Source organism: Pseudonocardia terrae (assembly GCF_021343995.1).
GTDB lineage: Bacteria > Actinomycetota > Actinomycetes > Mycobacteriales > Pseudonocardiaceae > Pseudonocardia > Pseudonocardia terrae.
This window is the reverse complement of the sequence record NZ_JAJTTE010000003.1, coordinates 49,756-64,161: the sequence shown is the minus strand read 5'-3', so window position 1 is coordinate 64,161 and position 14,406 is coordinate 49,756. Positions and strand designations below refer to the sequence as shown.

General features: G+C 68.6%; 12 protein-coding genes. 4 read left to right on the top strand and 8 right to left on the bottom strand.

The annotated features are described in order from the left end of the window. The first annotated feature begins 43 nt into the window (after positions 1 to 43). Both LWC33_RS02700 and LWC33_RS02695 read left to right on the top strand, forming a co-directional pair. Positions 44 to 1,981 carry a glycosyltransferase gene (locus tag LWC33_RS02700; RefSeq protein WP_233302564.1) on the top strand — a complete coding sequence of 646 codons (1,938 nt, stop codon included), beginning with the start codon at positions 44 to 46 and terminating at the stop codon, positions 1,979 to 1,981. Positions 1,982 to 2,119: 138 nt separating this feature from the next. Continuing rightward, positions 2,120 to 2,776, top strand: a complete 657-nt coding sequence (locus tag LWC33_RS02695) for a globin family protein (protein ID WP_233302562.1) — start codon at positions 2,120 to 2,122, stop codon at positions 2,774 to 2,776. A gap of 3 nt (positions 2,777 to 2,779) precedes the next feature. Here the strand turns inward: LWC33_RS02695 and LWC33_RS02690 are convergent, their stop codons facing one another. Both LWC33_RS02690 and LWC33_RS02685 read right to left on the bottom strand, forming a co-directional pair. Beyond that, positions 2,780 to 4,780, bottom strand: a complete 2,001-nt coding sequence (locus LWC33_RS02690) for a glycosyltransferase (RefSeq protein ID WP_233302559.1) — start codon at positions 4,778 to 4,780, stop codon at positions 2,780 to 2,782. 56 nt (positions 4,781 to 4,836) lie between these two features. Continuing rightward, positions 4,837 to 6,300, bottom strand: a complete 1,464-nt coding sequence (locus LWC33_RS02685) for a hypothetical protein (protein ID WP_233302557.1) — start codon at positions 6,298 to 6,300, stop codon at positions 4,837 to 4,839. 638 nt (positions 6,301 to 6,938) lie between these two features. On the opposite strand from LWC33_RS02685, the gene LWC33_RS02680 reads away from it, so the two are divergent. After that, on the top strand, positions 6,939 to 7,253 hold the full coding sequence (locus LWC33_RS02680) for an isochorismatase family protein (RefSeq protein WP_233302556.1): 315 nt from the start codon (positions 6,939 to 6,941) through the stop codon (positions 7,251 to 7,253). Between the two features lie 18 nt (positions 7,254 to 7,271). On the opposite strand, the gene glf is transcribed toward LWC33_RS02680, so the two are convergent. The 6 genes from glf to LWC33_RS02650 form a co-directional block, all read right to left on the bottom strand. Further along, positions 7,272 to 8,480 (bottom strand): UDP-galactopyranose mutase, encoded by a 1,209-nt coding sequence (gene glf / locus LWC33_RS02675; RefSeq protein ID WP_233302554.1) that lies wholly within the window; start codon positions 8,478 to 8,480, stop codon positions 7,272 to 7,274. A 58-nt stretch (positions 8,481 to 8,538) separates the two neighbouring features. Continuing rightward, on the bottom strand, positions 8,539 to 8,898 hold the full coding sequence (locus tag LWC33_RS02670; protein WP_233302553.1) for a DUF2304 domain-containing protein: 360 nt from the start codon (positions 8,896 to 8,898) through the stop codon (positions 8,539 to 8,541). Beyond that, positions 8,899 to 9,654, bottom strand: coding sequence for a glycosyltransferase family 2 protein (locus LWC33_RS02665; RefSeq protein WP_308190894.1), 756 nt, complete (start codon positions 9,652 to 9,654; stop codon positions 8,899 to 8,901). Positions 9,655 to 9,903: 249 nt separating this feature from the next. Next, positions 9,904 to 10,683, bottom strand: a complete 780-nt coding sequence (locus LWC33_RS02660) for a PIG-L family deacetylase (RefSeq protein WP_233302550.1) — start codon at positions 10,681 to 10,683, stop codon at positions 9,904 to 9,906. Positions 10,684 to 10,918: 235 nt separating this feature from the next. Then, complete coding sequence (locus LWC33_RS02655; RefSeq protein WP_233302548.1) at positions 10,919 to 12,220, bottom strand: polysaccharide biosynthesis protein; 1,302 nt, start codon at positions 12,218 to 12,220, stop codon at positions 10,919 to 10,921. Continuing rightward, the gene (locus LWC33_RS02650) at positions 12,217 to 13,254 is read right to left on the bottom strand and encodes a glycosyltransferase family 2 protein (protein ID WP_233302726.1); all 1,038 of its coding nucleotides are present in this window, start codon (positions 13,252 to 13,254) and stop codon (positions 12,217 to 12,219) included. Before LWC33_RS02650 ends, LWC33_RS02655 begins: the two co-directional genes overlap by 4 nt. Positions 13,255 to 13,304: 50 nt before the next feature. On the opposite strand from LWC33_RS02650, the gene LWC33_RS02645 reads away from it, so the two are divergent. Further along, on the top strand, positions 13,305 to 14,402 hold the full coding sequence (locus tag LWC33_RS02645; protein WP_233302546.1) for a UDP-N-acetylglucosamine 2-epimerase: 1,098 nt from the start codon (positions 13,305 to 13,307) through the stop codon (positions 14,400 to 14,402). Positions 14,403 to 14,406 lie beyond the last annotated feature (4 nt).

Sequence of the window (14,406 nt, the reverse complement as noted above, 5' to 3'; positions counted from 1 at the left end):
GGCCCGCCGGACCGACCCCGCACCGGAGGACTGAGCCGCACCCATGCTTCGCACAGAGACGCCGGACAAGACCCTGGCCGCACCGGCGTTCCCGGAGCATCGCGCGGAAGGCCCGGTGCGGCTGACCGTACAGCGCGGCCTGTTCTTCGGTCCTTCGGCGCTGGCTCCCGAGGACCTCTACTCGGTGGTGGAGAAGGGGGTGGCCCGCCGCGAGCGCGGCCGCGTCCGCCTGACCCCGGGCACGCGCGTCAGCACCAACACCTACTTCGGCCGGCTCCACGCGACCTACTGGCAGCGCTGGACGGCGGTCGAACGCGTGGAGGTCACCGCGGTCGCCGCGGGTGAGGGCCGGGTCCGGCTGCTCGCCTCGGACACCAACAAGGTCTCCCGGATCGTCGACGCGGTCGACGTCGGTACCGCGGCCGGTCCCGAGACCAGCGAGATCCGGCTCTCGGCGCCGATCGACCGCTTCCTCGACGGCGGCGGCATGTGGCTGGAGATCACCACCGAGATCGGCGAACTCACCGTGTCGGAGGTGCGCTGGAGCGTTCTCGCCCCGCTCCCGGTGCCGCCGACCGACGTCGTGATCTGCACGTACAACCGGGTCGAGGAGTGCCTCGACACGCTGCAGGCCCTCGCCGACGACCCCGAGGCGCTCGCCGTCGTCGGCGTGGTCCGGGTGGTGGACCAGGGCAGCGACCCGCTGGAGTCGCGGGACCGGTTCGCGGCCGTCTCCACGGCGCTCGGCGACCGGCTGGTCTACCTGCGACAGCCCAACCTCGGCGGCGCGGGCGGGTTCACCCGCGGGCTCTACGAGGCCACCACCGGCGCCCCGGAGGAGCACCGCGACGTTCTGTTCATGGACGACGACGTGATGCTCGAGCCCGAGATCCTGATCCGGTTGACGTCGTTCGCGGCCTGCACGCCGCAGCCGACGATCGTCGGCGGGCAGATGCTGAACCTGCTGCACCCAGCGCACCTGCACATCTCCGGCGAGCGGGCCGACCCCGAGAACCTGATCAACGGCCTGCCGACGCCCGGCTCGCTGCGCGAGGCCTACCTGCTCGGGCGCGACGAGCGGCTGCTCCCCATCAACCAGGAGCGGCGCACCGACACCGAGTACAACGGCTGGTGGTCCTGCCTGATCCCGGCCGAGGTGGTCCGCCGGATCGGCTACCCGCTGCCGATCTTCTTCCAGTGGGACGACGTCGAGTACGGCTACCGCGCCCGCGCGGCCGGCGTCCCCACGGTCTCCCTCCCCGGTGCCGGCGTGTGGCACGGCGACTTCGGGTGGAAGGACTGGGACGAGTGGCACCGCTACTTCAACCTGCGCAATGGGTTGATCATGGCGGCGCTGCACACCGGCTTCTCCACGAAGACGATCGTCGGCCGGGTCCGGCACCTGCTGTCGGTGTACCTGATCGGCATGCACTACGGGCTGTCGGCGACGTTGCTGCAGGCCGTGGAGGACTTCCTCGAGGGCCCGGAGATCCTGCGCGACGGCTCGGTGGGCTCCGCGGCCCGGATCCGGCGGGTCCGCGCGGACTACCCCGAGACGATGGTCCACAAGATCTCCGACCTACCCGAGGACTTTCGGGCCCTCACCGTGCACCGCGCCGGCGGCGAGCCGAGCAGCGAGGGCCTGACCTGGGTGAAGCGCGCCGTGTACCAGCTGCTCGGCAGGACGCCCTACCCGATGGGCTTCATCCCGGCCGGCGACGCGCACTGGTGGCACGTCGGCCTGTTCGAGCGTGCCGTCGTCACCGACATGGGCGAGCAGGGCGTCCGCGTCCGGCAGCGGGACAAGGCGAAGCTGTACGCGCTGGCCCGCCGCGGCCTGCAGACGATGCGCCGCCTGCACACCGAGGGTCCGGCGGTGGCCGAGCGCTACCGCGCCGCGGTGCCGGAGCTGACGAGCCGGGAGAACTGGGCCCGGCTGTACGGGCTCACGGACGAGACCGCCGAGCGCGCGAGGTCGTAACCTCGGCGATACACGACGTGACATTTCGTACCCCCGAGCGCCACCCCGTCGGGTGACAATCGGAAGCGGGGCCGCGCCCGTTCGGCCCGGCGTCCTCGATCGCCGAGGTCGCGCCACGTTCGTACGTCGGAGTGTTCGATGCCGTTCTGGGCCGTGGTGGTCCTCGTCGTCCTGGCGGTGGCCGCGCTCGCGGCCGGCGCCGCGCTGTTCCTGAGGGACCGCCGGGAGGCGGTCGGGTCCCGTACGGAGGATCCACCGACCCCGCGGCCTGAGGGCCGGCGGCGGGCGGCGGTCCCGAGCCAGCGCTCGTCCGCCGAACCGGTGCCCTACCAGCACCCGGACCGCCGGCTGCTGGCGCCGCCCCCGATGGTGGGCGACCTCCCCCTCCGGGACTGGCTCGTGCACTACTCGGCCCGCGGTGACCAGGTGTGGCCCACCGTGGTCGCCACCTTCTACGACCGGGCTGCCGCCGTGCCGGAGATCGCCGACTACTTCGGCCGCAGCGACATGGTCCGGCTGCAGCAGCACTTCGCCCGCGCCCTGACCATGCTCACCGGTGAGGGCCTGACCGCGGGCACGCTCCGGCGGCTGCAGGACGCGCACCTGCCCGTGACGAACGCGCAGGGCACCGGCATCACGCCCGCGGCCTACGACGCCGCCGTCGAGACCCTGTTCGGCGTCCTCGCGGAGCACGGGGTGCCGAAGGGCGCGCTGACCCAGCTGAAGGCCCTGACCGGGCCGATGCGCGAGGCCATCTCCCGCCCTGCGCCCTCGGAGACCGGTTCCCGGGCCTGAGTCTCAGCGGTCGAAGATCTCCTCGGCCCACGCCTGCCGGCTGGTCAGCCACGCCAGCGCGTCCGTGTAGCGGGTGCGCAGCAGCGGCCAGCGGCGGGCGACCTCGCGGTGGAGCTCGAAGGACTCCTTCACCATCCGCCGGAACAGCTCGGGGTCCCGGCGGCGGAAGGTGACCCCGCGGCCGTCGGGCGTCGAGACGGTGGCGGAGTCGAGCCCGGCCAGCACGAACCACTGGGCCTGCTTCCAGGGCACGTTGCGCTGCGGCACCTCGGCGTGCGCGGGGTTCGGCGACTTGAGGTTGCGCAGCACGCCCTTCGCGAGACCGAGGCCCACCTTCACCTTGCCCTGCGGCGGCTCAGGGAACAGCTGGGCGCCCAGGGCGTCGAGGGTCGACAGGGGCACCTCGGTCGCCGACTGCAGCGGGCGGCCGTCGTCGTACTCCGCGCGCTCGGCGCGGATCTCACCGAGCACCACCGGGAGCTTCGCGAACAGTGCCTCGGGTCCGGCCAGGAAGTCCCGGAGGCCCTTGATCTGCAGCGCGACGGCCGAGTACTCCATCAGCATCAGGTGCCGCAGCGTGCGCTTGAACGACTCCTGCAGCAGCGCCTTCGGCGAGTCCGGGCCGTGCAGCGCGGCGGCGACGTACCGGTTGCGGTAGTGGAAGTACGCCTGCCAGTCGCTGGAGTCGTCCTTCTCGATGAAGGACATGTGCCAGATCGCGATGCCCGGCACGGTCGCCGTGCGGTAGCCGCGGCCGCGGGCCCGCAGGCCGTACTCGGCGTCGTCCCACTTGATGAACAGCGGCAGCGGCAGGCCCAGGTCCTCGGCGACGACGCGCGGGATCAGGCACATCCACCAGGCGTTGTAGTCGACGTCGACGCGGCGGTGCAGCCACGGCGTCTGCCGCAGCGTCCGGTCGGCCAGGTCGTGGTGCGGGTGGGTGTCCGGCGCGACCCGCCACAGGAACTGGTTGCGGTCGACGACCTCGCCCATCGTCGACAGCTGCGAGCGGGCCTGCAGGGAGAGCATCTGCCCGCCGACCAGCATCGGCTCGCGGGAGAAGCGGGAGAAGGCGACCGCCCGCAGGATCGAGTCCGGCTCGAGCAGGATGTCGTCGTCCATGAAGAGGATCTGCTCGCAGTCGGTCGACCCGAGCGCCTCGTACATGACCCGCGCGTAGCCGCCCGACCCGCCGAGGTTGGGCTGGTCGATGATCCGCAGCCGGTTGCCGAGCACGGCCGCCGCCTGCTCGTAGCCGGCCTGGTCGCGGACCTTCTGCGTGCCCTGGTCGGGCAGGACCACCGCGGTCACGGCCGCGAGCACGGCCGGGTCCTCGCCGATCGCCGTGAGCGTCGCGACGCAGTCCGCCGGCCGGTTGAAGGTCGGCATGCCGATGGTGACGGCCGCGCGGCCCGGGGCTGCGGTCGGCGCGTGCCAGCCGCCCTCGTGCAGGACGAGCTCGCCCTCGTCCGTGGTCAGGTCGAACCAGTACCAGCCGCCGTCCTCGAACGGGCGCAGGTCGAGGGGGAGGTCCAGCTCCTGCCGGCCCTCCACGCGCTGCCCCGTGACGTAGATGTGCGAGCCGTCGGCCTTCGACCGGTAGACGTCGACCCGGCCCGACCCCTCCAGCGCCAGCCGCAGCCGGATGTCGGTGAGGGTCGACCAGGCCCGCCAGTAGCCCGCGGCGAAGCCGTTGAAGTACGCCCCGAAGGACACCTCGCTCTGCGCCGGCAACACGGCGGAGGTCCGCGAGGTGACCCGCAGCGCCCGCCCGGTGCTCGCCGAGACGGTGAGCGTCATCGGCTTGTCCTGCGACCCCGGCTCCGGCTCGGTCGGCGCCAGCGCGGTGTCGGTCCGCTCGTCGACGTAGAGCGCGCGCACCGCCAGCGGGTCGGCCGGGCGGGGCAGGATGATGCGCTGCAGCAGCGTGTCGGCGGTGCCGTCGCGCGCGGGTACAGAGCTGGGCTTCTCAGCCGAGGTGGTCGTGGTCACAGTGGTCGTCACTCGGTCCTCGGTGTCTCGCTACCGGCGGGGGCACCGGCGAGGGTAGCCACGCGGCGTCACGACGCCGACGACCGGGTGCCGGCCGCTTCCCTGGCGATCTCCTCGCGGAGGACGGCCAGGACGCGCTGTGCGCTGTTCCCCGCGCCGAAGAGCTCGTCCGCGTTCCGCCGTTGCGCGTCGGCCAACGGGTCGGGGTGGCCGGAGAGGAACTTGTCCGCCAGCCGCCGCGCCTCGTCGACCGCGTGCACCGTGTGCACGCCGCGCACGACCCGCCGGCCGATCTCGTTGAACGGACGGTGGCCCTCGCGCTCCACGAACAGCAGCGGCTTCCCGAACAGCTGGTACTCGACCAGCATCGACAGCCCGTCCGTGACCATCAGGTCGGACGCGGCCAGCGTCGGCCCGTACTCCGCCTCCGACAGCACGGCGGTGTTGGGCAGGGCCGACCACGCCCGCATCCAGTCGTCGAACTCGGCCCGGGTGATCGGGGACTCGGGCGCGTCGGGCAGGGGCAGCAGGGCGGGATGCGGCATGAACACGAACTCGGTGTCGGGGTTGTCGGCGGCCCACTCCAGCATCTCGGCCCGCATGAGGTGGAAGGCACCGAAGTCCGTCCAGCCCCGTGCGATCGTGTGGTGGGCCGACCAGACGACCCGTCCCGGCCGGCCGGGACGGTCACCCGAGAGCGGCCAACGTGGCACCGCGGCGCGCAGCCGGTCCGCCTTGGGGTGCCCGACGACCCGGAACTGCGCGCCCGCCCGGACGCCGTCGCGGACCGCCGTCCGGAGCATCAGCTCGTTGGCGCAGAACACCAGCCAGGCGGACCGGTGGAACGGGGCGTCGACGGCCGTGTTCGGCGTGCGCGGGTCCGGCACGTTGTGGACGATGTTCATCGTCTCGTACGGGACCAGGCAGGTCCGGGCGAAGCCGAGGCGCTCGGTCGCGAACTCCTCCGGCACGTCGGCGTCCCACTGGGACTGCCGGAAGATGACGTCCGGCTCGATGGCCTTGACCAACTGCAGCAGGTCCTGCTCGCCGTCGGCCGCGAGGCGGAGGTGGGCCACCCCATGGTGGAGGAGCCCCTCGTGCACGTCCTCCTCGCCGGAGAAGCCGGGGGAGCCGCGGAAGCGGCGCGGGATCGACGCGACGACGGGCTCGAAGTCCTCGCTGGCCTGCATCGCCTCGACCAGCGGGTGCGTGGCGTCCCAGGAGCCGAGGACGTGCGTGAGGAACAGCACCCGGATCGGGGTGCGGTGCAGGGCCGCGCGGCGGGCGACGAGGTGGATGGAGTCGCGCAGCTCGGCGTGGCGGTCGGGCGCCTTGGCGACCGTCGACCCGACCTCGTCGAGCCGGGAGCGGACCGCGCCCAGCTCCTCGAGGGTGTGGTGCAGCTCCGCGTCGATCGCCGACAGGTGCCGGTCGAGCTCCCGCATCTGCACGGGCAGCTCCCGCAGCCGCCGAAACTGCGCCCGGGCGCGGCCGGGCAGCGCGCGAAGGGCACGCAGGCGCGCCGCGCTCACCGGAGGTGACCGTTCAGCTCATAGCGGGTGAACACCGGGTGAACCGCCATACGAACGACCGTACGGATCACGGGTCCGTCCCCGCACGGCGGGGGCATGGTCGTCGGGCAGCGGCCACCGGCGGGCGGCGACCGGCGGACGGCGCGGGACGAACCCGGTACACCGACTCGTCAGCCACAGCTACGCAGCTTCAACTGCACAGTTTCAGCTGTCGAGTTCTCCGGTCGACGGCATGGACGAGATCTCGGAGTCGGCACTGCGCGTCGCAGGACGTGCGGGCCGTCGTCGGACGGTTGCGCCACCGGCTGCGCGAGGTCGCCTCGGAGGAGACGGCCGGGCTGACCCCGTCGCAGACCGCGGTGTTGACCCGGCTCGCCAAGGAGGGCGACTCGTCCGCGAGCGTGGCTCGCCGCCGCCGAGGGCGTCCGGCCGCAGTCGATGGCCACGATCCTCTCCGCGCTCGACCGGCGCGGGTTCATCGAGCGTCCGTCCCGACCCCGAGGACGGGCGCCGGCAGCTGATCACGCTGTCGGCCGCCGGGCGCGAACGCGCGGCGGTGACCGGGCGGCCCGCGCCGAGTGGCTGGCGCGCCGCCTGATCCTCGGTGGTTCGAGACCTGCGCGGGCTGTCCCGCCGCGATGTACCTGATCCGCAGCGAGTCCCGGCGCACCGGGCTGGCGAGCCCTGCCGGCATCCTCATCGTGTTGTCGGTGTCCACGCAGACGATCTCGGTCGTCGGGCCGACGCTGGGCGGGCTGCTGATCGGCGCAGGCGTCGAGTCCACCGCACGGGCCGCCCACGAGCACGGGTACCACGTCACCACGGTCGCGGACGCGATGGCCGACCGGGACGCCGACGGGCACCGGCACGCCGTCGAGCGGATCTTCCCCGCCTCGGCGAGACCGCCACGACGTACGAGATCCTCGCGCGGCTCGCCGGCTGAGCTGAGCTGAGCTGAACCGAGCCCGGGCTCAGTCCTCGCTCTCGGTGCCGGACAGCGTCCTGCCCTCGACGAAGTGCGGGGTGAGCCGGTTGTCGAACATGGTCAGCGCGGAGCCGATCGCCATGTGCATGTCGAGGTACTTGTAGGTGCCGAGGCGGCCACCGAACAGGACGTTGCGGTTCGCGGTCTCCTTGCGCGCCAGCTCGCGGTAGCGCTCGAGCTTGGCGCGGTCCTCGGGCGTGCCGACCGGGTAGTACGGCTCGTCGCCGGACTCGGCGAAGCGCGAGTACTCGCGGACGATGACCGTCTTGTCCGTCGGGTAGTCCCGCTCGGGGTGGAAGTGCCGGAACTCGTGGATCCGGGTGAAGGGGACCTCTTCGTCGTTGTAGTTCATGACGGAGGTGCCCTGGAAGTCACCTGTGTCGTGCAGGACCTCGGTCTCGAAGTCCAGAGTGCGCCACGAGAGCTCGCCCTCGCTGTAGTCGAAGTAGCGGTCGAGCGGGCCCGTGTAGACAGTCGGGATCCCGGCCGGCAGCTCGTCCCGCACCGCGAAGTAGTCCGTGTCGAGCCGGACCTCGATGTTCGGGTGGTCCGCCATCTTCTCCAGCCACGCGGTGTACCCGTCGACGGGCAGGCCCTCGTAGGTGTCGTTGAAGTAACGGTTGTTGAACGTGTAGCGGACCGGCAGCCGTGTGATGATCGACGGGCTGAGCTCGGTCGGGTCCGTCTGCCACTGCTTCGCCGTGTAGCCCTTGACGAACGCCTCGTACAGCGGGCGCCCGATCAGCGAGATCGCCTTCTCCTCGAGGTTCTCCGCCTTGGCGGTGTCGAACTCGGAGGACTGCTCGGCGATCAGCGCCCGCGCCTCGTCGGGCGTGTGCGACTTCCCGAAGAACTGGTTGATCAGCGCCAGGTTCATCGGGAACGCGTAGACCTGGTCCCGGTACCGGGCGAACACGCGGTGCTGGTAGCCCGTGAACTCCGTGAAGCGGTTGCAGTACTCCCACACGCGCTTGTTCGACGTGTGGAACAGGTGCGCGCCGTAGCGGTGGATCTCGATCCCCGTCTCGGGCTCGGGCTCGGAGTAGGCGTTGCCGCCGATGTGCGGACGCCGCTCCAGCACCAGGACCTTCTTGCCCAGCCCTCCGTCCTCCGGCGCGGCAGCCGCACGTTCGGCGATCGTCAACCCGAAGAACCCGGAGCCGACGATGACGAGATCGGGCTTTGCGAAGTCCACGACAGCGCAGGTTACCGGGAGGCCCGACAGCGGCGCTGACCCCCTCGCTCGATCCCGATCAGCTCGCGCCTTCCCGTCCGCGTCGGTCTTGCTCGGCCTCCAGTCGGAGGATCGCCACGTCCTCGGCCAGCTTGCGCGTTTCGTCCTCAAGCCTGGACAGCTCCCAGCTCTGATGAACGGACACCGAGAGCAGCAGAACGAGCGCACCAAAGAACAACAGGTTTGCCGGCACTATTATGCCGAGGAGCCGACTTATCCAGTTGAGCACTTCCGGAAAGGCGGTCAGAACTACTACCGCCGTACCAACCAGGATCCAGAGTACTGCATACTTCTCCCGCAGCTGCCGCCGACGCAGCAACTCAGCGATCGTAACCAGGCACACGATGGCGCCGATGAGCGGGACAATATACGACGTCATCTAATTCAACGCCTTCTCGTCAACGTAGCTCCCGACCCCGGACCACTTCCGCATGAGCGCGAGCATCAGCGCCAGGTTCGCGCGCAGGAGATATACCAGCGCCTTTAGTGGACTCTGGCTCGGCCGTCCTCCGCGCCGCGGTCTCATGGACACCGGAACCTGCGTCACGCGAAAGCCAGATCGGACCGCAATGACGAGGGACTCGATGGTGTCCCCGAGGTACTCAACGGGATAGTTGCGGGCGAAGAGTTCCATGGCCGGCCCACGTGCTGCGCGAAATCCCGAAGTCGTATCAGTCAGGCGAGTACGGGCCAACCTCGACAGCACCCTCGCCATCACGACCATCGCCCAACGTCGGGGGCCTCGGACCCGGTACGGGTCGTCGGGGTCGGCAAAACGCGCTCCGATCACGACGTCCGCGTCAGTGAGCGCGTCCAGGAGGGTCTGAATCTCCGCCGGGTCATGCTGTCCGTCTGCGTCGACTTGCACGACCGCGTCGTATCCGTGCCGAACGCCGTACCGGAACCCGGCCCGCATTGCACCACCCACACCCAGGTTGTACGGCAACTCGATCACATCAGCGCCGGCACCACGGGCGCGTTGCGCCGTTCGATCAGTGGACCCGTCGTCAACGACGACAACGTCCACGCCGCGCACCGCGGCGAAGATCTCCCGCACGGTGTCGCCAACACAGACCTCCTCGTTCCAGGCGGGTACGACGACGAGGGCGCGTCCAGACCACCGACTCCCGGGCACCCGACAAGCGTAGTCGGCCGGTAGTTCGAGGCTCCGGCCGCCGACGGTTCTCGCTCTCGCCGACCCGTCGAGGAGAAGGGAACAGTTGTCGAGTACGCCTGACCAGCAGGCCGCCGGTTGCCGGCAGCTGTCACAACGTCCTCCAGCTGCGTGTGCCCCAAGTGTCGGTCCGGCTGTGGGTGCGAGTACAAACAGCCCGGCAAGCTCCTCGAAGTGCCTCGAGCAGATTCGAGCCTCGAGGAGAGGACATCAGAGGTCGGGTGACCAGCGATCGCCCGGCCAGTAGATCCGCCGCCGGTGCTCTCTCCCGGCGAGGACATCCCACGTCGTCGGGCCCACCTCGCTGTCGAAAGGCTTGTAGGCATTCCACATCGCCTGCTTCTCGTTGCGCCAGTAGCCGTCGAAGTTCTCGGGCATCTGCGCGTCGATATAGTCGAAGTAGGTATCCGCTCGATGAGACACCACCCCGTCCAAGCTGTTCGCCTCCATCGCGAGACGGGCTCCGTTGGCGTGGTCGACATGCCCGCCCATTTCCTCCCCGGCCGGGTCCTGCACACGAAGGAAGTCCGGGCCGACATACGCTATCAGGCCTCGCAGCATCTCCACGAATTGAGCATGATTATAGCTCGACCTTCCGTCGATCGGTTGCGTCGTAAAGGTTGGATCGGACCACATTCTGCCAAGGTCGCCAACAGGGTCGTTGACCGCTGCATTCGCCGCATTTACGAAGGTGAACACCAAATTTAGATTGGTGCCATCCAATCGATTGCTCGGCAACGTCCGACCGTCCACGAGGAGCAGGCGGAAAGTCCAGGACGGGTTGGCGACCTGAGCTCCCCGTTCCCACGCTGCCCGCGCGCCCTGGATCCGCTTGTTCGCGTACGGCATCCCGGCCGGCCCAGGATCGAGATTCCCCGCCGTCAAGTACATGATCCACGTCGGTTCGCCTGCCTGGACGTCGGACACGACGTCGGGGTTCATGAAGAGGAGGTCGTCGTCCTGATGAGCAACCAAGCTCAGAGTGGTCACGCACGTAACTCTCTCTAAGCGGACCTGACGTTATCGAGATCGTCACAGCGTGCCTGCGGATGCGCAGAGCCCGGCAGCTCGAGGGGACAGGCATGATCAAGAACTCCAACTTCTGCCCCTCAGCTCTCGCCGACCCGGCCGGGCGTTCTCGATGCAGCCGGACGCGGGGAGTTGTTGTGCGATCTGATGCGAGTACTTGAGACAAGGGGAAGTCTCGGGCCGGTCCCGACCGGGCTCAGCCTGAGCGCCCGCCGTCACGACCGGACTTCCTCACGCGGCACCTCGACCTACCGTCACCCAGCACGAAGGCCGCCGCCACCACCACGGATACCGTAGGTGCCACGACCAGGCCGACAGTGGCCTTCGTCACCGTGTCCCCCGGCCACCCAGCGAGTACGGCGACACTGAGCGCCACGGCGAGCGCCCACGTAATCAACACCCGCCCAACCTGCTTGCGGGCGACAAGAACGGCAGCGAGCAGCAGGATGGCCGCAAGGAGCACGGACGACCAGACAAGGCCGGCCACAGCCAGTGCCGGCACGTTGTACTTGACGCCGAAGAGTAGTCGCACGAGGAACGGACCGACGAGCGCGCCGAACGCTGCTCCGACGGCTGCCAACAGCAGGGCGCCTGCCGATCCCCTGAGCATGAGGCGATGCAGCCGCTGCCGCCCGTTCTCGTCCGCCGAAAGTCGAACAACGGTCGGAACCGCGAGGGCTTGAACCGGTGAGAGCAGCAGCAGCGGCAGGCGAGCGACCGTGAGCGCCGCGAAGAGGCCGCCGACTGCCTCTCCGTCGCCACCAGGGGAGATGAAATTCACCATGGCCGGGTAGCCCGTTATCAGGCAAGCGGTAAGACCGGATGCAGCAACGAGGACGCCCATTCGCCTTGTCACGGCAGCCCATCGCTCGCGGCCGCCACGCCAGTCGACCAGCACTACTGCTCGTCGAACGAACAACAACCACATGAACGACCCGGCTACGACAGCCAGCGCCAGTGAGTACATTCCGACGACAGCCGCGACGATCACCGCGCCGACCAACACGGCTCGTATCAGGGCCTCGGCTACGATCAGGCCGGCGTAGCGTCTCACCTCGTTCTGACCGATCAGGAGGCCGCGCATACCAAACTGCCCGACGAACGCCGCGCCTCCGGCCGCCGCAATCAGCGCCAAGATCGAGAATTGCCCGAAGAGGCGGATGCTGATCAGTGGGAGTGCCACGACCATCCCGAACAGCAGCACACCGCAGAACACCACTCCGACTGCCTGCAGCGAGCTGCTGCCGGCCTTGGCACCAACGACCGACGCCAGCGCAGCCTGCCGAGACACTTCCTGCTCGACCGGCGAGATCGCGCTACCGAGACCGAACAGCAGTCCCCAGTACGCCAAGAAGTACTGGTAGTCCGACGCCGGCATCAGACGTGCACACACAACCGGCAGAACTGCACCCAGGACCGCAGCGACAATCACGGCTATGCCGACCGTTCCGAGCGCTTGTCGCCCAGGCGGCCTCGTCGAGCCCTGCCTGTTGTTCACCGTCTCAGCATCCTCCCCACCGCCAGACCCAAGCCGCGAGCGACGCCCGCACCGAAAGACAGGACGAACAGCGGTAGAAGGGACGCGACGGCCCGAGACTGCCGCGCAGTACCACCGGACAGGTGGACCGCGAGGCCGGCTGCCCCACAAGCCGTCGCCGCGACGACGAGAGCAGATCGCGGGCGCTTGGCGATCAGCGGCATCGCAGCGGTGCCGAGGATCGTTGCCAGCCCGGCTACCCGGCGAACGGGGCCGGGTGAGTCCAGGTAGCCGTCGACGAACGTCGTACCGCGGAAGAATGCGTGAGTCAGGAATTTCCCGAGCGCATCCCGGCTATGGTAGGTGGCCGAGAAGGACGGCGACAGATTTATGGACTCACGACTGGCGATCCAGCGTAGCATTCGTGTGTCGTCACTGGCATACCGACCATCGGAGAAGAGCGAGGTGAAGGAACCGGCCGCCGCCAACAGGAGATCGCGCGGAGCGCAGAAGAAGCCCGTTCCTTTGGGGTACCGGTCGAACTCGTCAAGGCTGTACGAGGTACAGGTGGGATTCGCAAAGTATCGGCGCCACGCCACAGCCACCAAACCGGCCCAGAAGTCACCGTAGGGGCCACCGATGGAATCGACGTGGACATGTCCGTTCCACACCCGTCGTGGCGGATTCTCGCTGAGCTGTTGACGCAGGTACGCCAACGCTTCAGGATGCACGATCACCCTGCTGTCCACAAGAAGCACCCGATCCCCGGTGCAAGCTTCGATTCCTGCCAGCCGTGCCGAGAAGCGCCCCCGGTTCTCCTGCCGAATGATGCATATTCTTGGGTTTCGAGCCGCGAGCTGCTTCAGGCGGTGTGGCGTGTCATCGGTACTTCCGTCGTCCACAACTACTATCTGGGCCGACCAGTGTGCGTTCTCCAACGCGGACTGGAGCGCATCAATGGAGCGCGCAATCCAATCCTGCTCGTTGAAGACCGGGATGACAACGCTCAGAGCAGGTGCTCCGAGACCTGCTTCGAGGGATTTGCCCGTGCGCATCACGCCTGACAGTATCCTGCGGTCCGTCCGTCCAGAAGTTCAGGGGTCCCATGATCGCCTTCATTGCGGGTACGACCGCCGAGCTGATCAAGCTGGCGCCCGTTCACCACGCCCTCGTCGCCCGCGGCAGCAAGCCGGTCCTGTGGTTCACGGCTCAACATGTCGACGAGGTCGCGAGCACCCTGGAGGACCTCCGCCTTCCCGAACCGGATCTTTGGCTCGTGCCTCGCGGTCGAGCTCGCAACCTGGAAACTCCGTCCCAGGTCCCAGCCTGGGCGGCGGCCGTTCTGAGAACGGCCACGACGCAACGTGCCGAGATGCGAGCTGCTCTCGCCTCCGATGGACGGCCAGGCGTCGTCGTCGTCCACGGAGACACCTTCACCACGCCCTACGGAGCGGCAATCGCACGACGGATTCTCCGCTCACGCGTAGCTCACATCGAGGCGGGAATGAGAACTGGGAACCTCCTCAACCCGTTCCCCGAAGAGCTCAACCGTCGCATCGCCACTCGGATGACGGACATACATTTTGCTCCTACACAGAACGAGGTCCACAACCTGCGCTCTGCCCGAGGGGTCGTCGTCAACACGGGCGCGAACACCGTGATCGACGCGATGCGCGATGCGATCTCGTCGCAATGGGGGGATGACCTGCCCACCGAATTCGGCCTCGCGACCCTGCACCGCTTCGAGCTGTTGCAGCGCCCGGACAAGTTCCGGGACGTACTCGAACTTCTCCGTGACGCAAGCGAAAAAGGCCCGATCGTGTATTTCGCGGGCGCTCCCGAACGTGAGAGGATCGCACGCCACGGATTGCACTACTTGTTCGACGATCAGCGGTTCATCATGAAGGAGAAGCGGCGCTACTTGGAGTTCATTCCACTGCTTGCGCGCGCCAAGTTCGTCGTTACCGACTCGGGAGGCCTGCAAGAGGAGTGTGCGTACCTGGGTCTGCCGTGCGCGATCCACCGCACGCACACGGAGCGGAGGCAGGGCCTCGAGGGGAATGTGCTACTCACGGGTATGCGGACGGACCGACTCATTCATTTCCTGGAAAATTACGCCGAGTTCCGGCGCCGTTCCACGCTCCACGAATTTCATCCCAGCGAAATCATTGCAGACACATTAGTGCGTCTCGGATATTCCTGATACG